We start from the raw sequence: 19,615 nt of genomic DNA, 5'->3' as shown, positions 1-19,615 counted from the left end.
CATGAACCCCGGAGCCATGACCACCGGCCAGGAGATCCTTAACTTCCTCATCGGCGTTGCCTTCGGCATCGCCATCATCCTGCTGATGCTGCGGGTCATCTTCGGGCTGGTGCGGGCCGACTACCGCAACCCGATCTCGCAGACCATCCTGATGCTGACCACGCCGCCGCTGAACCTGCTGCGGCCGATCATCCCCTCCATCGGGCGCGTCGACACGGCAGCCATCGTGTTGATGGTCGTCCTCAAATTCCTGGAACTGTGGCTGCGCGTCGCCGTACTGGGCATGCAAGCCGACCCGGTGGTCCTGCTGCTGGTGGCTGTCCGCGAACTCCTGATCACCGCGATCTGGGTGTTCATCATCGCCCTGATCGTCGAAGTCGTGATGAGCTGGGTACAGGCCGGCGGCGGGGGCGGCTACAACCCCATCGCGCGGCTGGCGGCCGACGTGAACCGCCCGATCCTGGGCCCGCTGCGGCGCATGCTCCCGTCCACCGGGGCCATCGACTTCTCGCCGATGATCGCACTGGTCGGGCTGTATATCCTGACCATCATCGTACGCGGCATCTTCTGAGATCCGGCTGCGCAAATCACGTCAGACGGACTAGACTGGAATCAGGGGCGGAACCCGCCGCCCGGCTCCGGTATGGATCCCGGGGCATGGTTCAAGCGAATGAGGAGTCCGATATGACAAGAGTGCAGCGTGTTCTCGGTGGCGTCGTCTCGATCGTGGCCGCCCTCGCCCTCGGCAGTTCGGTGGCGAACGCGAACGAGACCGGGTTCGACGATCACGTGGTCTATTACAACGTCATCAACACCACCTTCCTGTCGCCCGAAGTTGCGCGTGCCTATGACGTCCGTCGCAGCAGCAACCGTGCAATGATCAACGTCACCGTCATGGAACGCACCGATGACGGTCTGCAGGCCGTTTCCGCCGATGTCAGCGGCAACGCGGTCAACATGAACCAGCAGTCGCGCAGCCTGCGCTTTCGCGAGATCGAGGACGGCGACGCGATCTACCACCTCTCGGAAATGACGGTGCGCGCGGGCGAAGAAATGACCTTCAATCTGGAGATCACGCCGGCGGGGTCGGACGTGGTCCTGCCGATCGAGTTCGAGCAGAAGTTCTACGTCGACTGACGCGGCCTCGACCCCGGCCATCCCGCCTGCCGCCGGGGCGGTCTCCGCCCCGGCTTCGACCCGCGCCCGCCGCTACAGCTACAGCAACAGCGCCACCAGCATCCCCGCGCCATAGAGGACGATCGCCGCGCCCGCGAACTGGCGCACCCGGGGCTTGCGCACGAAACCCGCCAGCTTCGCCGCGAACACCCCCATCAGCAACAGGTTGGGCAGCGTCCCCAGCGCGAAGGCCGCCATCAGCGCCGCGCCCTCCAGCGCGCCGCCGGCACTCAGCGACCAGGCCAGCACGCTGTAGACCAGACCGCAGGGCAGCCAGCCCCACAATCCGCCAACCACCAGCGCCTGGCCCGGATTGCGCACCGGCAGAAAGCGCCGACCCAGCGGCTCGATGCGCCGCCACAGCACCCCGCCCACCTGCTCCAGGCGCGCCAGCACCGGCCACCACCCGGCAATGTAGAGTCCCAGCAGTATCAGGAAGATCGCGGCCACCACCTGCAGGATGGTCTGCCCCGCGGGCAGCCCCCCGAGCAGCGTGGCACCCAGCCACCCCGCCAGCGCCCCGGCGATGACATAGCTGGCCATGCGGCCGATGTTGTAACCCAGCAGCAGCGGCCACACCGGGCCACGGCGCCCGGCATGCCCCATGGAAATGGCCCCCACGATCCCGCCGCACATCCCGAGGCAGTGCACCCCGCCGAGGATGCCCACCGCGGCGGCCGCCAGCAGCGTACCCGGATCAGCCATGATGTCGTGCGACCGTCATTCCCGGCCGCCCTGTTCTTCCGGTGCCTCGCCGCGCTCCTCCAGCACCGCCAGCTTGGTGCGGATGAACGTGGCGTGCGGCACGTACAGCAGGTCCGCCAGCCGCCGGATCACCGCCTCCTGGCGCTTGTGCAGCTCGTCGTTGGCCAGCGCCGAGCGCCACAGGGCCTTCATGATCGCCGCCTTCTGATCGGCATCGAAGGCAGCGTTCACCTCGCGCACCACCGGATGCAGGGAGACCAGCGCATCGCTCTTTTCCCGTGCGATGTCCAGCAGCGCATCGGCCGCCTCGTCGTCCAGTCCGAACATCTCGATCAGGTTGGCGCGCACGGTCTCCAGCTCCGCGTCCACGAGCTGGAAGTCGGCGCGGCACACCTCCATCATCAACGCCGCTGCCGCGCGCTGCAGCCGTTCCTGTTCGTCGCCGGTCTCGCTGTCACTGCGTTCGGCGCGCATCAGCTGCTGCCAGCGCGCCCGCAACTGCTCGATCATCGTCTGTCTGCTCCCGGTGAAGACCCATCGTTGGGCCATGACCATACCCCCGGGTTCCGCGGCGACCACCCCGGCCGCGGCCCGGTCTCTGGCGGCGTTCCCGCACGGCCCATAATTTGTAGCCATGAACCCGGAACCCGACCTGCTCCTGCTCTCCGGCGGCATCGAAAGCGCCGCCCTGCTGCGCCGATGGTGCGCCGACAACCGCCCCGTCATCGCCGCCTGGGCCGACTATGGCCAGCGCAATGCCGCGCGTGAGCGGGCTGCCGTGCGCGCCCTGGCCGAAGCCGAGGGCGTGCGGCTGGAGACCGTGGAAACCGGGGCCCTGCGCGAGGCGTTCACCCGGCGTTCCGACTGGGTCGGGCATGTCCCGCTGCCGCAGCGCAATCTGCTGATCCTGGCCCTGGCGGTCAACCTGGCCCAGCACCACGGGGCCGGACGCATCCTGCTCGCGCTCAACCGCGAGGACGCCGGGCACGGTCCGGGTAGCCGCGCGGCCTTCCTGCAGGACTTCGGCTCGCTGGCCGCCCGGCTGGTTCCCGGCCTGTCGGTGGCCGCCCCGCTGCAGGAACTCGGCAAGGCCGATATCATCCGTCGGGGCGCAGAGGACGGGGTGCCGTGGGGCCTGACCTGGAGCTGCCTGCTGGGTCAGGAACGCCATTGCGGCCGCTGCCCCCAGTGCCACGCCCGCCAGGCCGCCTTCACCGCCGCCGGCGTCCCCGACCCGACCGACTACCGCCAGCCACCCGGACCACGGACACCATGACCGAAGAAACCCCGCGCCACATCCTCGAACGCCTGGAAATCGCCATCCTGACCGGCGAGACCCTGCAGCTGCACTGGGCCGGACCCGATGACGGGCCCGATGCCGGGCGCGCCTGGATGGGCCGCGTGACCCCGCGCGAGGTCACCGCGGACGACCACGGGCATCACTGGCTGGAAGGCACCTGCGAGGACGAGACCGTGCACATCCGCCTGGACCGGATCCGCAACATGCCCACGCCGGTCAAGTGAGCCCGTCCAGCAGATCCGACAGGTCCTCCAGCAGCACCCGGTCATCGCTTGTCATCGGGGTGCCGCTCTCGTCCGGGTAGCGCATGCCGCGCAGCTGGGCGATGCCCGCCCGGTGCGCGCTGGCAAGCGCATGCAGGTTGTCGTCGACCAGCAGGGTGCGCGCAGGGTCGTGGGGTGCCACCGCCTGCAGGCGCTCCCAGAAGGTCGCGTCCTCCTTGGCACAGAACAGGTCATGGGCGGAGACAATGCGGTCGAGATGGTCCCCGATCCCGGTCAGGCGGTGCTTGAAGGCATACACCTCGGGATGCGCGTTGGTCACCAGCACGCGCTCGCGCCCGCTGGCCGCGATCCGGTCCAGGACCTCGACGGCGCGCGGCTTGATCGCGACGTGGTGGGCCAGCTCGCGCTTGAGCGCGAGCACATCGAGACCGGTGAAATGCGTCCAGTGGTCGACGCAGTACCACTCCAGGCGCCCGCGCACCCGCTGCATCTCGTCTTCCAGCCGCCGCCGGGCGCATTCCGGGTCATCGGGCTGGCAGCGCATGTATTCCTGCGGGATCAGCTCCCCCCAGAACCGGTTGTCGAAGTGCAGGTCCAGCAGCGTGCCGTCCATGTCGAACAGCACGGTATCCACCCGCGACCAGTCCACCGGCGTGGCGGGCGTCTCGGGATTTTTCGCGCGGGTCTGCGAGTCCATGGGATGTGGGGAAGCAACGACGGGATTGACGATGCACAGAATAACCGAAACACGAACGGCACGCGGACCCGGCGCGATTGCGACGGGGCTGATCCTGGCCCTGGGCGGTGCCCTGGCGACGGCACCCGCCATGGCCATGGATCCGGATGACCCGGACTACGACCCGCTGGAGGACGACAGCCTGTGGGAGGACGGCCCCCCGGGCCCCGGTCAGGTGGATCCCGAGGACGCCCAGACCACCAGCCCGGAACTGCGGATCTACGCCGAGCCGCCGGAAGAGCGCGACACACCGCTGCATCACCACGACAACCACCTGACCCTCGACGAAGACAGCCTGAACGACGGATGGGTGCGGCTGCGCCAGTGCCATAGCGGCCTGGCCGAGATCAGCCGCATGTCCATCGTGTACAATGAGCCGAACATCCGGGGCCTGCGGGTGGCCAGCGCCGGCGAGGTCGAAGATGCCTGGGCCGAGGACGACCGGGTCGTCGTCATCGGCGTCACCGAGGCCTCGGAGCTGTGTGTCGAGGCCGAGATGCGAGTGGTGGAAAATGTGGGCAACGGGGAGTACGTGCTGGAGAACGGCCCGTTCATGCGCCGTTTCCTGGATGGCTATTTTCCCATGCGCGTCACCCTGACGCTGTCCTGGGGCGATCTGGACCTGGCACTGGAAGAGACCACCCCCGAACGGCAACCCGGTGTGGACGTCCGGAGTTTCGAACACGGCATGATCCTGGACACCACCTTCGAAGGCGAGCTGGAGACCCGGATCCGCCTGAGCCACGACGAGTGACCCGCGTCCGGGGGGCGCCTGCCCCCGGATGCCCCGACCAATGGACCCGCAATGAGCCGCGACAAGCCCGCCGTCCACGAACGCCGCACGGTGGCCCGCAGCCGCCTGTTCGAAGTGGAGGAGCTTAACCTGGAATTCAGCAACGGGGCCCATGCCTGTTTCGAGCGCCTGGTCAGCCGCGGCAACGGGGCCGTGATCATCGCCCCGGTCCGCGACGACGGCCAGGTGCTCCTGATCCGCGAATACGCGGCCGGGACCCACCGCTACGAGCTCGGCCTGCCCAAGGGGCGCATGGAATACGGGGAGGAGATCGTCACCGCGGCCAATCGCGAGATCATGGAGGAGGTCGGTTATGCCGGCCGTCGGCTGACGGCGATGGGCAGTCTGACCGTGGCCCCCGGCTACATGAGCCATCAGACCCACCTGGTCCTGGCCGAGGATCTCTACGAGCAGCGTGCCGAAGGTGACGAACCCGAAGCGATCGAGGTCGTACCCTGGCCCCTGGATGCCCTGGAGGAACTGGTGCAGCGCGAGGACTGCACCGAAGCCCGTTCCATCGCCGCCCTGTACATGATTCGCGAACATCTGAGGAATCGATCTTGACCGACAATGCATCCGTTGCCGTGCCCGAAGACGCGGCCCTGTCCGCCCTGCTCAATGAAGTCAGCGCCGTGGCCGAGGACGCCGGCCGGGCGATCCTCGAGGTCTACGAGACCCGCTTTGCCGTCACCGAGAAGGACGACCGCTCGCCGCTGACCGAGGCCGACCTGGCCGCGCATCGGGTGATCAGCGACGGCCTGCGCGAGATCGCCCCGCAGTGGCCGGTGCTGTCGGAGGAAGGCCAGGACATCCCGTTCGCGACCCGCCGCACCTGGGGCACCTACTGGCTGATCGACCCGCTGGACGGCACCCGCGAGTTCGTCAAGCGCAGCGGCGAGTTCACCGTCAACATCGCGCTGATCCACAACCACGAACCGGTGCTGGGCGTGGTCTGGTGCCCGGTGCTGCAGCGCCTGTACGCCGGACAGGCCGACGGCGAGGCCTTTCGCCGTGACGCCGACGGGCCGCGGACGCCCATCCGCGTGGACCGGCCGCGCTCCCCGGAAGAAACGGTCCGGGTGGCCGGCAGCCGCTCGCACGGCGCCGAACGCCTGAACGCGGTACTGGAACGCCTCGGCCCGCACGAGCTGGTCAGCCTCGGCAGCTCGATGAAGCTGTGCCTGGTCGCCGAAGGCAGCGCCGACATCTACCCGCGCCTGGGACCGACCTCGGAGTGGGATACCGCCGCCGCCCACGCCGTGGTGCGCGCGGCCGGCGGCCGCGTCACCGACCTCGACGGCAACGACCTGCGCTACAACACCCGCGACAGCCTGCTGAACCCCGAATTCCTGGTCTGCAACGGCGACCCCGCCGACTGGCTCGCCCGCCTCGGACTGCCCGACGCCGCGTAAAGCGCGCTCAGCGCGCCGGCGGGTCCAGCAGGTCGCGCACCCGGGTGGAGATCTCCTCCACCGAGCGCTCGGTCACGTCCAGCTGCGGGATCTCCCAGACCTCAAGGAAGGTCGCGATCGCGCGGGTCTCGGAGCGGCACTGCTCCAGACTGGCGTAACGGCTGCCCGGGCGCCGCGCCTCGCGGATCTGGGCCAGACGCTGCGGATGAATGGTCAGCCCGACCATGCGCCCTTCCAGCCCGCGCAGGGGCTGCGGCATGTGCGGCGTCCCCCCGTGATCCAGGTCCTCCGGCACCAGCGGGTAATTGGCCGCGAACAGGCCGTAGTGCATCGCCAGATACAGGCTGGTGGGGGTCTTGCCCGACCGCGATGCCCCCAGCAGCACCACGTCGGCCACCGCCAGATCGGTACTGGCCAGGCCGTCGTCGTGCGCCAGGGTGTAGTTGAGGGCATCGATCCGGCGGTCGTAACGTTCGGCATCGCCGCGCCCGTGGGCCCGCCCCGGCATCGCTTCGGCCTGCGCCCCCAGGATCGCCTCCAGGCGTCCCAGATGTTCCCCGAGCACGTCGATCACCGGCACCGGGCAGTTCTCCAGCTGCGCCCGCAGCTGCCCATCGGCCAGGGTCGCCACCACCAGCGCCGGTTGCGGCCCCTGCTCGATGCGCGCGAACGCCGACGACAGACGCCCGGGTGACTGCACGAACGGAAGACGGTGCCAGTCCGGCGCCAGCGCCGGGAACTGGGTGAACAGCGAGCGCGCCAGGGTTTCCGCAGTGATCCCGGTGCCGTCGGATACCAGGTACACCTGCGGGCAGCGCGGTTCGCCCGAAGCAGCCGGGTCGCCGCCCGCCATGCCCGTTACCCCCGGCCGCCCGCCTGACGCAGCTGCGCCAGGCTCTTCCAGGTGGAGATCAGCGCATCCGGGTTGAGCGACAGCGAGTCGATACCCTGTTCCATCAGCCAGCCGGCCAGCTCGGGGTAGTCCGACGGCGCCTGGCCGCAGATCCCCACGTACTTGCCCTTGCGCCGCGCCGCCTGGATGGCCAGCGCCAGCAGCTGCTTCACGGCCTCGTCGCGCTCGTCAAAGGAGTCCGCCACCAGCCCGGAGTCGCGGTCCACGCCCAGCGTCAGCTGGGTCAGGTCGTTGGAGCCGATGGAGAACCCGTCGAAACGCTCGAGGAAGGCATCCGCCAGCAGGGCGTTGGACGGGATTTCGCACATCATCACGACCTTCAGGCCGTTCTCGCCGCGCTTCAGGCCTTCCTCCTCCAGCACCTGCAGGACGTCGTCGGCCTCCTTCAGGGTGCGCACGAAGGGCACCATGATCTGCACGTTGTCCAGGCCCATCTCGTCGCGTACCCGGCGCAGCGCCTCGCATTCCATCGCGAACGCCGGGCGGAACACCGAGGCGCGGTAGCGCGAGGCGCCGCGGAACCCCAGCATCGGGTTCTCTTCCTCCGGCTCGTGGCCGGCCCCGCCGATCAGGTGGGCATATTCATTGGACTTGAAGTCCGACAGCCGCACGATCACCGGCTCCGGCGCGAAGGCCGCCGCCAGGGTCGCCAGGCCTTCCGACAGCTTGCGCACGAAGAACTCGCGCGGGCCGTCATCGAAGCCGTGCAGGCGCTCGGCGATCCGTTCGCGCACCGCCGGCTCGAGGCGCTGCGGATCCTCGGCATAGTCCAGCAGTGCCAGCGGATGCACGCCGATGGTGCCGTTGATGATGAACTCCAGCCGCGCCAGGCCGATGCCCGCATGCGGCAGCTGCGAGAAGGCGTAGGCGCGCCCGGGGTTGGCGACGTTGAGCATCAGCTTGAGCGGCAGCTCCGGCAGCTCCTCCGGGCTGGCCTGCTCCACCTCGAAGGGGATGTGGCCCGGGTACACGTAACCGTCGTCGCCCTCGGCGCAGGACACCGTGGCCTCGAAGCCGTCGCTCAGCTTTTCGGTGGCATCGCCGCAGCCGACCACCGCCGGCACGCCCATCTCGCGCGCGATGATCGCCGCGTGGCAGGTACGCCCGCCGCGGTTGGTCACGATGGCCGCGGCGCGTTTCATGATCGGCTCCCAGTCGGGGTCGGTCATGTCCGCCACCAGGATGTCGCCCTCTTCCATGCGGTGCATCTCGTCGGGCGACTCCAGCACCCGCACCACGCCGCTGCCGATGCGCGAACCGATCGCGCGCCCGGTCACCAGCGGCTCGACGTCATGCTCGCCCAGCCGGTAGGTCTCGCCACCGCCGACCTCCACCCGGCTCTCCACCGTCTCCGGGCGCGCCTGCACGATGAACAGCTCGCCGGTCTCGCCGTCCTGCGCCCACTCGATGTCCATCGGCCGGCCGTAGTGCTGCTCGATCGCCACCGCAAAACGGCCCAGCTGCTCCGCGTCGGCATCCGACAGGCAGAAACGCCGGCGCAGCTCCTCCGGGGTATCCTCGGTCTGCGTGCCGTCCTCGGTGAGCACCATGCGGATCGCCTTGGTGCCCAGCGTGCGCCCGATCACCGCGCGCTTGCCGGCGGCCAGCGCCGGCTTGTACACCTGATATTCGTCGGGGTTCACCGAGCCCTGCACCACGGTCTCGCCCAGGCCCCAGGCGCCGGTGATGAACACCGCGTCACGGAAGCCGGTTTCGGTGTCGAGGGTAAAGATGACCCCGGAGGCGCCGATGTCCGAGCGCACCATGCGCTGTACCCCGGCGGACAGCGCCACCTCGTCGTGGGCAAAGCCGTTGTGCACGCGGTAGGCGATGGCACGGTCGTTGTACAGGCTGGCAAAGCACTCGCGCACCCGCTGCAGCAGGGCCTCGATGCCGCGCACGTTGAGAAAGGTCTCCTGCTGCCCGGCGAACGAAGCCTCGGGCAGATCCTCGGCAGTGGCCGACGAGCGCACCGCCACCGGCACGTCCTCGCCCAGCTTCGCGTAATGCTCGCGGATCGCGTCTTCCAGCTCCGCGGGCAGCGGGGAGGCCTCGATCCAGCCGCGCACCTCGCGGCCGGCGGCGCGCAGGGCCTCGATGTCGTTGATGTCCAGCCCGGCCAGCCGCTCCTGGATGCGGGCATCCAGCCCGTCGCGCGCCAGGAACGTGCGAAACGCCGAGGCAGTGGTGGCGAAACCGCCCGGCACCCGCACCCCGGCGGCCCCCAGCTGCCCCAGCAGCTCGCCCAGCGAGGCGTTCTTGCCACCGGTCTCGGCAACATCGTTCATGGTCAGGTCGGCGAGGTCGATCACCCAGCTCATGGCCGGCTCCTTGATTGTGTGAATCGGGTCGGGGCGGCGCAGGCGGACATACCGTATCCTCGAGGACTCTTCCCTGCACCCTTGCGGACGGTATGCATCTGCCCATCAGTGTACTCAAAACGGCCACGGTTTTTGTGGCCCTGCTGGCGCCCGTGGCGTGGCTCCCCGCGACCGCCGGAACGCCCTCTTCCCTGACCATCCTCGGCACGGTCGAGAACGCCGGCATCCTCCAGGAGGACATCACCCTGGAAGCGCGCCTGGATACCGGCGCCACGTCTTCGTCCCTCAACGCGCTGCAGCAGGAAACCTTCGAGCGCGATGACGAGAAGTGGATCCGTTTCGAGATCGTCGATCCGGAGGACGCGGACGCACGCATCACCCTGGAACGCCCGATCGAGCGCAGTGCCCGCATCCGTCAGCATAGCGGCGAACTCGATGAACGGCACGTCGTGCGCCTCGAACTGTGCCTCGGCGACCGGAAGATCGAAGCCGACACCACCCTGGTGGACCGCACGGAACTCACCTACCAGCTGCTGGTGGGCCGCAGCCACATGGCCGGGCACATCCTGGTGGACTCCGGCAACGAACACCTGCTGCCACCGGACTGCCCGACGGACGAAGACAGCACTGACGCCGTCGAATGAAACGGTTCCATCTGCCCCTGCTGATCCTGCTCCTGCTGGGGGCGGGGTTCGGCATCTTTCTCTACAAGGCCACCCTGCTCGACATGCCCCTGCAGCCGGGTGCGACGGCCGACACCTGGGTGGTGGAATCGCGCATCCGCTTCCAGCCAACCGGCGGGGCGGCCGAAGTCCGGCTGCGCATCCCCGAACGGCTCCCAAACTTCGCCCGGCTGGACGAGAACTTCATATCCCGGGGCTACGGCCTGACCACCTCGCACGGCACGGATGACCGCGTCGCGCAGTGGACCTCGCGCGACCCGCGCGGAGAGCAGACGCTCTATTACCGCACCACGCTCTATCGCGACGCCAGCGCCGGCCCCCATGCGGAGTACCCCGGACCGGTGGCACCCCGCGAATGGGACGAACCCTTCGATTCGGCCGCCGAAGCCCTGATCCAGAGCGTGCGCGAACGCTCCTCCGGCATCCAGAGCTTTGCCACGGTGCTGGTCCGGGACCTGGGAGGCGCGGGAGCGGACGGCAGCGCGTCGCTGTTCGTGATGGATGACGGCGACCGCGAACTGCGCACGCAGACCCTGATCGACCTGCTCTCCGTCGCCCGCATCCCCGCCCGCGCGGTCACGGTCATCCCGCTGCGCGACGGGCATCGCAATATCGAGCCGGAGACCTGGCTGGAGGTGCACAACACCGAACGCTGGGTTCCGGTGCATCCGCTGAACGGCAACATCGACTACCCCGACGACGTGGTGGTCTGGAGTCATGGCGACGCGCCGATCCTCGAGGTCCGTAACGGCACCGGAGAAGAACTTCGCTTCGCGGTGACCCGCAGCGTGCAGGACGCGCTGGGCACCGCTCAGCGTCTGGGGGAGACCCTGGACACCCGCATCCTCGATTTCTCGCCGCTGGAACTGCCGCTGGGCACGCAGAACACCTATCGCGTGCTGCTGATGGTCCCCCTGGGAGCGATGATCATCGTGCTGCTGCGCAACGTGATCGGCATCCAGACCTTCGGCACGTTCATGCCGGTGCTGATCGCCCTGTCCTTTCGCGAGACCCAGCTGCTGGCCGGAGTCATCCTGTTCACCCTGATCGTCTCGCTCGGACTGGCGGTGCGTTTCTACCTGGAACACCTGCGGCTCCTGCTGGTACCCCGCCTGGCCGCCGTGGTCAGCGTGGTGATCATGCTGATGCTGGCGCTCTCGATCCTGGCCCACCACCTGGGACTGGAACGCGCGCTGGCCCTGTCGCTGTTCCCGATGGTGATCCTGGCGATGACTATCGAGCGCATGTCGGTGGTGTGGGAGGAACACGGCCCGGCGGACGCGATCTCCCAGGGGGTCGGCAGCCTGATCGTGGCGGCCGCGGCCTATGGCCTGATGGCCAGTCGCCAGCTCGAGCACCTGCTGTTCGTGTTCCCCGAACTCCTGCTGGTCATCCTCGCCGTGACCCTGCTGCTCGGGCGTTACACCGGCTACCGCGTGACCGAGCTGTTCCGCTTCGGGAAGATGCAGGACGCCCTGAGGAAACCCGACTGATGGGCGGCTGGTGGCCCCGTTTCGTGCGCCCGTCGACCCTGCGCCGGCAGGGCATCCTCGGCATGAATGCACGCAACGGCCTGTACATCGCCGAATACAACGCACGGCGCCACTATCCGCGCGTGGACGACAAGCGGATGACCAAGCAGCTGGCCAGCGCCGCCGGCCTGGCCGTGCCGGAGCTCATCGGTGTCATTCACAGTCACCACCAGCTGCGCGGCCTGGAACGGCAACTGCGCGAATATGCGAACGGTTTCGTCATCAAACCGGCCCATGGCGCGGCCGGCGACGGGATCATGGTGATCTCCGGCTGGCGCGGTGAGCGGCTCCGCCGGGCCGGCGGGCGCATGCTCGAGATCAGCGAGCTGCAGGACCATGTGTCCGGGATCCTGTCCGGGATGTACAGCCTCGGCGGGCGTCCGGACGTGGCACTGATCGAGGAACGCGTGGAGTTCTCCGAGGTCTTCGCCGAGGTGACCCATACCGGCGTTCCGGACATCCGCACGGTGGTCTATCGCGGATACCCGGTAATGGCCATGCTGCGCCTGCCGACGCAGGAATCGGACGGCAAGGCCAACCTCCACCAGGGGGCGGTGGGCACCGGCATCGACCTCGCAAGCGGACACACCCTGGGCGGCGTGCAGCACAACCAGCCCGTATGGGTCCACCCGGACACCGAGGCCAGCCTGGTGGACCTGGCGATCCCGGGGTGGGACAAACTCATGGAACTCGCCGCGGGCTGCTACGAACTCAGCGGCCTCGGCTATCTGGGCGTCGACGTGGTCATCGACCGCCGCCACGGCCCGCTGATTCTGGAGCTCAACGCCCGGCCGGGGCTGGCGATCCAGATCGCCAATGGCGAAGGCCTTCGCCCCCGCCTGCGCGCGGTCGACGAACACATTCGCAAGACCGCCGAAGAACCCCAGGCGGCACGTGCGGCCTGGGCCGCCGCCCGTTTCGGCTGCCGCCCCGCCGGCTTCGGCGCCGTACCGCACGAACGCCACGCCGACTGACGCTGCCCCCCGCCTCGTGCGGGCAGACGCTGCGTGGCAGAATTGGCGGCCCTGTCTCCCGACCGCCGCCCGATCTTCGGCGGGCAACACGCCATGGATCCCGAGAACACGCATTCCGCCTTCTTCGAACACGCCCCGGTCGGCATGGCAGTGGTGGACGCCGACGGGTGTCTGCGCGCCGCCAACCGGCGCCTGTCCGGGCTGCTGGACCGGGAAGCGGACGTCCTCGTCGGGCAGACGCTGACGGTGTGGTTGGCCTTCGCCGAGGCCGACCGGGTGGCAGCCGCGATCCATTCGCTCATTCACGACGACACCGGCGAGTGGCGCGACGAATGCCGCCTGCTCCCCCGGCAGGGCCCGCCGCTGTGGGTGGAACTGGCGCTGAGCCGCCTGCCCGACGCCGACGATGGCGCCGCGCGCCTGGCCCTGACCGCCACCGACATCGACGCACGCAAGGCCAGCGAGGCCGAGCGCGACGAACTCGAACATTTCTACCAGCAGACGTTCACCAACAATGTCGCGGTCAAGCTGCTGATCGACCCGGACGACGGCCGCATCGTCGACGCCAATCCCGCCGCGGAAACCTTCTACGGCTGGTCGATCGAAGAGCTGAAAAACCGCCCCATCCAGGCGATCAACACCCTCTCCGCGGAGGAGGTGCGGACCGAGATGGAACGGGCCGCTGAGGAGGAGCGGCTGTACTTCCGCTTTCGCCACCGCGTCGCGAGCGGTGAGATCCGCGACGTGGAGGTCTATTCCGGCCCGGTGTGGCTGCGCGGCAAGCGCTATCTGCACTCCATCATCCACGATGTCACCGAACACCATCGGGCCGAACGCGAACAACGGGAGCTGCTGCAGATCCTGGAAGCCGCGCCCGATTTCATCGGCATGGCCGACCCCGATGGCCGCATCCTGTACCAGAATCCTGCATTCGACCGCGCCCTGGGCCTGACCGGACGGGCGACGCCGGGCGAACGCGCCATCGACGATTTCCATCCCGAGCCCGTACGCCGGCGAGTAAAGGAAGAGGCCCTGCCGACCGCGGCACGCGATGGTGTGTGGCGGGGCGAGACGGAACTGCGCACGGCGGACGGCAAATCGCTCCCGGTGTCCCAGACCATCGTGGCGCATCGCGACGACACGGGGGCGGTGCATCGCTACTCCACCATCCTCCACGACATCTCTGCGATCCGCGCCGCCGAGGCCTTCCGCAACCAGCTGCTGGAAAGCCTCGCCGAAGGGGTGTTCGGCCTGGACCGTGAAGGCCGTTACACCTTCCTCAACCCGGCGGCCTGCCGCCTGCTGGGATACGAACGGGAGGCCGATGCCCTGGGTCTGGCATCCCACGAGACCTCCCGTCACAGCCACGCCGACGGCAGCCCCTACCCGCTGGAAGACTGCCCGATCTACCGCGTGCTGCAGACCGGCAAGCCGCTGGAGGCCTGGGAGGACGTCTTCTGGCGCCCCGACGGGCATGCCTTCCCGGTGCTGGTCTACGCCGCCCCCCTGCACGGTTCAGAAGGTGAACCGACCGGGGCGGTGGTGTCCTTCCAGGACATCAGCGAGCGCAAGGCCGCGCGCCAGCGCATGGAGACCCTGCTGCAGACCAGTCCGGCGGTGATCTACACCATGGATCCCGCCGGGTTCGCCACCATGACCTACCTCAGTAACAACGCCGAGGCCGTGATCGGCTGGCGGCCGGAGGAGGTGACCGGCAACCCGCGCTGGCTGGAGCACCACATCCATCCCGATGACCATGCCGCCAACATTGAAGCCGTGGGGGCCTGGCTGGCCGCGGGGGCGCGTGGCACCTGTCGCCTCCAGTACCGCCAGCGCCACGGTGATGGTCACTGGATGCACATCGAGGACCAGCTGGTCGCGCTGCGCGACGGGCAGGGTCGGGTCAAGGAACTGGTGGGCGCATTCCAGGACGTCAGCGACCGCGTGGAGAGCGAAACCCGCCTGCGCACCATCGCCCGTCACCTGCCGGGCGCCCTGTATCAATACCGCGAGGATGCCGACGGCACCCCCGGATTCCCGTATTTTGGCGAAGGCCTGGAGCAGCTCACCGGCCTCCTGCCCTCGGAGGCTACCGGGGATGCCGCACGTCTGTTCTCGCGCATTCCCGCGGAGGACCTGGAGGCGCTCCGCGCCAGCGCGGTCCGTTCGCGGGAGACCCTCGAACCCTGGCAGCAGCACTTCCGTGTGCGACACCCGCAACGGGGCGAGGTATGGCTGGACGGCCGGGCCACCCCGGAACGCCAGGACGACGGCAGCACGGTCTGGAACGGGGTGCTGGTGGACATCACCACCCGGGTCGCGGCCGAGCAGGCGCTGCGTCAGCGCGAGGCGGAGCTCAACCAGGCGCAGCGGATCGCGCGCATGGGCAGCTGGGTCTCGGATTTCCGCGTGAACGAGATCCGCTGGTCGGACGAGATCTACCGCATCTTCGGCCGCCAGCCGGAAGACGGCCCGGTGACCCACGAGACCTTCATGGAGACGGTCCATCCACATGACCGCGCGGCAGTACAGGCGGCGCTGGAGGCCTCGTTCGCCGGCGAACCCTACGACATCGTGCACCGCGTGGTCCGGTCGGACGGCGAGGTCCGTACCGTGCGCGAGCGCGGCCACACCGAGTTCGACGACACCGGCCAGCCGATCCGCATGCTGGGCACGGTGCAGGACATCACCGAACAGCGCCAGCTGGAGGACAGCCTGCGGCGTCTGGTCTCGATCCTCGACAGCACCCCGGACGTGGTCTCGATGCACGGCCCGGACGGGGCGATGCTCTACCTCAATGCCGCCGGCCGCCGGCTGATGGGCCTGCCGGAGCCCGAGCTCGCCGACCACTGGGACCCCGAGACCGGCTGGAACCGCGCCGGGCTGCCGGGCGAGATGGACACCGTGGAAGGCACCATCGAGCGCGTGCATCCGCCCTGGGCGCTGGAGCGCGTCCGCGAGGAGGCCCTGCCGGCCGCGATGGAACACGGCCTGTGGCAGGGCGAGACCGCGCTGCTGGATGGCGAGGGCCGCGAACGACCGGCGTCGCAGGTGGTGCTGATCCATCGCGACGCGGATGGTGCGATCGCCCAGACCTCGACGATCATCCGCGACATCACCGAGCGCAAGCGCATCGAGATGGAGCTGGAACGCTCCAATGCCGAGCTGGAGCAGTTCGCCTACGCGGTCTCGCACGACCTGCAGGAGCCGCTGCGCATCATCAACAGCTACCTCGGGCTGCTGGAGCGGCGCCATGCCGAGGCACTGGACGACAAGGCCCGGCGCTACATCGACACCGCCACCGACGCGGCCGCGCGCATGCGGCAGATGATCCAGGACCTGCTGGAGTACTCCCGTGTTCAGCGCATGGGCGAGGCCTTCGCGCCGGTGGCGCTGGACCGCGCGCTGGACGACGCCAGCGACAACCTGCAGGCCGCGATTGCGGACAGCGGGGCCCGCATCACCCGCGAGGCGCTGCCCACGGTGCAGGGGGACGCCGGCCAGCTGATGCGGCTGCTCCAGAACCTGCTGTCCAACGCCATCAAGTACCGCGCCCCCGAAACCACCCCGGAGATCCACGTGGGCTGCACGGACCGGGGCGATCACTGGGAGATCCGCGTCACCGATAACGGCATCGGCATCGATCCGGAACAGATCGGACGCATCTTCCAGGTCTTCCAGCGCCTGCATGGCCGTGGCGAGTACGAGGGCACCGGCGCCGGGCTGGCGCTCGCCCGGCGAATCGTCGAGCGCCACGGCGGGCAGATCCGGGCCGAGTCCGAAGGCGAGGGGCACGGCACGACGTTCTGCTTCACCCTCCCGCGGCAACCAGTGGGTGCGGCTGCCCCCGAGTGAACTCCAGCGCGGAGCGACGGGACAATCGCATTGGCCACAGGGCAATCGATAGACTACCGTCAACTTCAGAATTGCCAGCACCGGACCGTAACCGATGAAACCCGTCACCATCCTCCTGGCCGAAGACTCGCCGGAAGACGTCGAGCTCCTGCAGGAAGCCTTCGAGCACCATCAATTCTCGGCCGACCTGCGCCCGGTACGCGACGGGGTGGAGGCCATGGCCTATCTGCGCGGCGAAGGTCCGTACGCCGACGCACCCCGGGCCGACCTGCTGCTGCTGGATCTCAACATGCCCCGCATGGACGGCCGTCAGGTGCTGGCCGCCGTCAAGAACGATCCGCAGCTGCAGACCCTGCCGATCGTAGTCCTGACCACCTCCTCGGCACCGGACGACGTCGTGCACTCGTACACCCATCGGGCCAATGCGTTCCTGACCAAACCGGTGGATTTCGACGAGTTCCTCGAACTGATCGGTAACCTGGGCGTTTTCTGGATCGACACCGTCTGCCTGCCTTCGCGCGCGGGCCTGCCCCCGTCGGACCCGTCCCGGATGTGCCCATGACCCGGCATCGGCTCCTGCTGGTCGAGGACAACCCGGCCGACGCCGACCTGGTCGAGGACCTGCTGGAGGAAGTCGCCGACCCGGGGTACACGGTGGAACGCGCCGGCCGCCTGGATCAGGCCCTGCAGCTGCTGAAGGAGCGCCCCTTCAGCGTTGCCCTGCTGGACCTGGGACTGCCCGACTCCCAGGGCCTGGACACCCTGCGCCTGCTGCTGAAGGCGAGCGCCGGCGTGCCGGTGGTGGTCATGACCGGCCACCAGGAGCGCGGCACCGGCACCGGGGCGATCCGTCTGGGGGCTCAGGATTTCCTGCCCAAGGACGAGCTGCAGCCCGACCTGCTGTCGCGCGCCCTGCGCTATGCCATGGAGCGCTACCGCAGCCAGCGCGAACTGCGCCTGATGGCCGCCGCCTTCGACAGCGCCCAGGCGATCCTGGTCACCGGCCCCGACGGCCGGATCCTGCGCACCAACCCGGCCTTTACCCGCATTACCGGATACGCCGAGGAGGAGGTCCTGGGCGAAAACCCGCGCATCCTGCAGTCCGGTCATCAGGACCTGGAGTTCTACCACCGCATGTGGAAGGAGCTGCAGACCCGCGGGCAATGGGAAGGTGAAATCTGGAACCGCCGGCGCGACGGGACGGTGTATCCCCAGTGGGAGACCATCAGCGCGGTGCACAACGAGGCCGGCCAGCTCGAATACTACGTTGCGGTGTTCCACGACATCTCGGAGCAGAAGCGCCTGGAGGCGGAACTGGAACGGGAGGCGACGACTGACCGCCTGACCGGCCTGTTCAACCGCCAGCGTTTCGATGCCGAGCTGGAGCGCGCCCTCGCCCGCACCCGGCGCTACGGAAACGACGCGGGCGCCATCCTGTTCGACATCGACCATTTCAAGCGTCTCAACGATACCTGCGGCCACGACGCCGGCGACCGCGTACTGGTCGAGCTGTCGCGCCGGACGACCGACGCCCTGCGCCGGACCGATTTCCTTGCCCGCTGGGGCGGCGAGGAGTTCGTCGTGCTGCTGCCGGAAACCGGCCCCGACGGCGCCCGGCGGATGGCGGAGCGGCTGCGCCGCGAAGTGGCCGCCACAGCGTTCGAGGGGGCGGGGCACGTGACCGTCAGCCTCGGGGTCACCGTCATCCACCCGGACGACGATGCCGATACCCTGCTCAAGCGGCTGGACAACGCGCTCTATGATGCCAAGCACGTCGGCCGCAACAGCGTGGTCTATCATCATCGCGCCCCCGGGGAAGACGCCGACGCCGAGGCCCCGCCGCTGTCGCTGCTGCAGTAAGCGGTCCGGACCGTGTTCGCCCCCGCGCGTGCATATGGATTAAGCTTGGCGGCATGACCACGGCCACCCGCCAGCACACCACCGACGACGCCGCGATCCAGCAGGCCCTGGACGAGGCCGAGCGGGTCTGCACCCGGCGCGGCGCGCGCCTGACCGAGCAGCGCCGCCGCATCCTCGAACAGATCCTGCGCACCGACGGCGTGATCAAGGCCTACGACCTGATCCACGCGCTGTCGTCCGAGGACCGCAGCATCAAGCCGCCGACGGTCTACCGTACCCTCGCCTTCCTGCTGGAGCAGGGCCTGATCCACCGCATCGAAAGCCTTAACGGCTTCGTCGCCTGCAGCCACCCCGGGGAACGCCACGAATCCGCGCTGATGATCTGCGACGGCTGCGGCCAGATCATCGAGTTCCACACCCCGGACACCGCCAGCCATGCCCTGGAGGCCGCCTCGGCCGAGACCGGCTTCGCCATCGAAACCCGCACGGTGGAACTTCACGGCCTGTGCCGCGACTGTCAGTCGACCTGACCTTTCGGCCCGAAGTGCTCCGGGGATGACCGTGCCGCTTTCCAGTCCGGAGTTGCGGGCGTTCGAGCCCGTGCTGCGCGCGGATACCCGGGCCGTGGTGCTGGGCAGTTTCCCCGGGGTCGCCTCGCTGGAGGCGGCCGCCTATTACGCCCATCCGCGCAACCAGTTCTGGCCGATCATGGCGCGCATCCTCGGACCGCCGTTCCCGGAACTGCCCTGGCCCGAGCGCTACGCCCGGCTGCTCGACTGCGGGGTCGGGCTGTGGGACATCTACGGCGCCTGCGCACGCGAGGGCAGTCTGGACAGCGCCATCCGCAACCCGCAGCCCAACGATCTCGGTCGGCTGACACGCGAGGCCCCCGGCCTGCGGCTGATCGTCCACAACGGCGCGGAGAGCGCCCGCCGCATCCGCGAGACCCGGGCGCTGGGCGTGACCGCGGTGCGCCTCCCCTCCACCAGCCCGGCCAATGCCCGACTGGGTCTCGAGGCCAAGCTTGAACGCTGGGCCGAGGCCTTCCGCGAGGCCGGGCTGGGCGCCCCGGCGCCCTGAGCCCCGGCAACCCGCCGCCCCATCGGGTCGATGAACCGCGCCATTGGAATC

At 68.9% G+C, this 19,615-nt stretch carries 20 protein-coding genes; 15 read left to right on the top strand and 5 right to left on the bottom strand.

The genetic code is table 11. The annotated features are described in order from the left end of the window. Position 1: 1 nt before the first annotated feature. Both F790_RS0104395 and F790_RS0104390 read left to right on the top strand, forming a co-directional pair. Complete coding sequence (locus tag F790_RS0104395; RefSeq protein WP_018869670.1) at positions 2-571, top strand: YggT family protein; 570 nt, start codon at positions 2-4, stop codon at positions 569-571. Between the two features lie 113 nt (positions 572-684). Further along, positions 685-1,137, top strand: coding sequence for a DUF4426 domain-containing protein (locus F790_RS0104390; RefSeq protein ID WP_026300892.1), 453 nt, complete (start codon positions 685-687; stop codon positions 1,135-1,137). Positions 1,138-1,215: 78 nt separating this feature from the next. Here the strand turns inward: F790_RS0104390 and F790_RS0104385 are convergent, their stop codons facing one another. Continuing rightward, positions 1,216-1,881: a sulfite exporter TauE/SafE family protein gene (locus tag F790_RS0104385; RefSeq protein WP_019589025.1), complete on the bottom strand. Its 666-nt coding sequence runs from the start codon at positions 1,879-1,881 to the stop codon at positions 1,216-1,218. Between the two features lie 15 nt (positions 1,882-1,896). Then, the gene (locus F790_RS0104380) at positions 1,897-2,391 is read right to left on the bottom strand and encodes a TerB family tellurite resistance protein (protein ID WP_018869667.1); all 495 of its coding nucleotides are present in this window, start codon (positions 2,389-2,391) and stop codon (positions 1,897-1,899) included. A 124-nt stretch (positions 2,392-2,515) separates the two neighbouring features. Between F790_RS0104380 and F790_RS0104375 the strand changes: the two genes are divergently transcribed. Further along, positions 2,516-3,157 carry a 7-cyano-7-deazaguanine synthase gene (locus F790_RS0104375; RefSeq protein ID WP_019569449.1) on the top strand — a complete coding sequence of 214 codons (642 nt, stop codon included), beginning with the start codon at positions 2,516-2,518 and terminating at the stop codon, positions 3,155-3,157. Next, the gene (locus F790_RS0104370; RefSeq protein ID WP_018869665.1) at positions 3,154-3,405 is read left to right on the top strand and encodes a hypothetical protein; all 252 of its coding nucleotides are present in this window, start codon (positions 3,154-3,156) and stop codon (positions 3,403-3,405) included. The genes F790_RS0104375 and F790_RS0104370 overlap by 4 nt, the downstream gene beginning before the upstream one ends. Here the strand turns inward: F790_RS0104370 and F790_RS0104365 are convergent. After that, complete coding sequence (locus tag F790_RS0104365; protein WP_019569448.1) at positions 3,398-4,102, bottom strand: HAD family hydrolase; 705 nt, start codon at positions 4,100-4,102, stop codon at positions 3,398-3,400. The two genes, F790_RS0104370 and F790_RS0104365, sit on opposite strands and share 8 nt — an antisense overlap. 31 nt (positions 4,103-4,133) lie before the next feature. Here F790_RS0104365 and F790_RS0104360 point away from each other — a divergent pair, with 31 nt between their 5' ends. The 3 genes from F790_RS0104360 to cysQ are packed head-to-tail and all read left to right on the top strand — an operon-like array spanning position 4,134 to position 6,346. Beyond that, positions 4,134-4,895 (top strand): hypothetical protein, encoded by a 762-nt coding sequence (locus F790_RS0104360; RefSeq protein WP_026332850.1) that lies wholly within the window; start codon positions 4,134-4,136, stop codon positions 4,893-4,895. A 51-nt stretch (positions 4,896-4,946) separates the two neighbouring features. Next, positions 4,947-5,498, top strand: a complete 552-nt coding sequence (nudE, locus tag F790_RS0104355) for an ADP compounds hydrolase NudE (protein ID WP_019590945.1) — start codon at positions 4,947-4,949, stop codon at positions 5,496-5,498. Beyond that, positions 5,495-6,346, top strand: coding sequence for a 3'(2'),5'-bisphosphate nucleotidase CysQ (gene cysQ / locus F790_RS0104350; protein ID WP_019590944.1), 852 nt, complete (start codon positions 5,495-5,497; stop codon positions 6,344-6,346). The genes nudE and cysQ overlap by 4 nt, the downstream gene beginning before the upstream one ends. A gap of 7 nt (positions 6,347-6,353) precedes the next feature. On the opposite strand, the gene F790_RS0104345 is transcribed toward cysQ, so the two are convergent. Further along, positions 6,354-7,199, bottom strand: coding sequence for a pyruvate, water dikinase regulatory protein (locus F790_RS0104345; protein ID WP_019590943.1), 846 nt, complete (start codon positions 7,197-7,199; stop codon positions 6,354-6,356). Between the two features lie 5 nt (positions 7,200-7,204). Then, on the bottom strand, positions 7,205-9,580 hold the full coding sequence (gene ppsA / locus F790_RS0104340) for a phosphoenolpyruvate synthase (protein WP_019590942.1): 2,376 nt from the start codon (positions 9,578-9,580) through the stop codon (positions 7,205-7,207). 92 nt (positions 9,581-9,672) lie between these two features. On the opposite strand from ppsA, the gene F790_RS0104335 reads away from it, so the two are divergent. From F790_RS0104335 to F790_RS0104300, 8 genes are all read left to right on the top strand, one after another. Further along, complete coding sequence (locus F790_RS0104335; protein ID WP_019569445.1) at positions 9,673-10,224, top strand: RimK/LysX family protein; 552 nt, start codon at positions 9,673-9,675, stop codon at positions 10,222-10,224. Continuing rightward, positions 10,221-11,756, top strand: a complete 1,536-nt coding sequence (locus F790_RS0104330) for an inactive transglutaminase family protein (protein WP_019590941.1) — start codon at positions 10,221-10,223, stop codon at positions 11,754-11,756. The genes F790_RS0104335 and F790_RS0104330 overlap by 4 nt, the downstream gene beginning before the upstream one ends. Next, positions 11,756-12,769, top strand: a complete 1,014-nt coding sequence (locus tag F790_RS0104325; RefSeq protein WP_018869656.1) for an alpha-L-glutamate ligase-like protein — start codon at positions 11,756-11,758, stop codon at positions 12,767-12,769. The genes F790_RS0104330 and F790_RS0104325 overlap by 1 nt, the downstream gene beginning before the upstream one ends. Before the next feature lie 93 nt (positions 12,770-12,862). Further along, positions 12,863-16,624 carry a PAS domain S-box protein gene (locus F790_RS0104320; RefSeq protein WP_019590940.1) on the top strand — a complete coding sequence of 1,254 codons (3,762 nt, stop codon included), beginning with the start codon at positions 12,863-12,865 and terminating at the stop codon, positions 16,622-16,624. A gap of 94 nt (positions 16,625-16,718) precedes the next feature. Continuing rightward, complete coding sequence (locus F790_RS0104315; RefSeq protein ID WP_019590939.1) at positions 16,719-17,186, top strand: response regulator; 468 nt, start codon at positions 16,719-16,721, stop codon at positions 17,184-17,186. Further along, entirely contained in the window at positions 17,183-18,484 is a 1,302-nt protein-coding gene (locus F790_RS0104310) for a diguanylate cyclase (protein ID WP_019590938.1), read from the top strand. The genes F790_RS0104315 and F790_RS0104310 overlap by 4 nt, the downstream gene beginning before the upstream one ends. A gap of 53 nt (positions 18,485-18,537) precedes the next feature. Next, on the top strand, positions 18,538-19,014 hold the full coding sequence (locus F790_RS0104305) for a Fur family transcriptional regulator (protein WP_019590937.1): 477 nt from the start codon (positions 18,538-18,540) through the stop codon (positions 19,012-19,014). Between the two features lie 25 nt (positions 19,015-19,039). Beyond that, on the top strand, positions 19,040-19,564 hold the full coding sequence (locus F790_RS0104300; protein WP_019590936.1) for a DNA-deoxyinosine glycosylase: 525 nt from the start codon (positions 19,040-19,042) through the stop codon (positions 19,562-19,564). The last annotated feature ends 51 nt before the right edge of the window (positions 19,565-19,615 follow it).

The sequence above is a fragment of the Thioalkalivibrio sp. ALE20 genome (assembly GCF_000381405.1).
GTDB lineage: Bacteria > Pseudomonadota > Gammaproteobacteria > Ectothiorhodospirales > Ectothiorhodospiraceae > Thioalkalivibrio.
The sequence above is the reverse complement of the archived record's forward strand: the minus strand, read 5'-3'. Positions and strand labels throughout refer to the sequence as shown.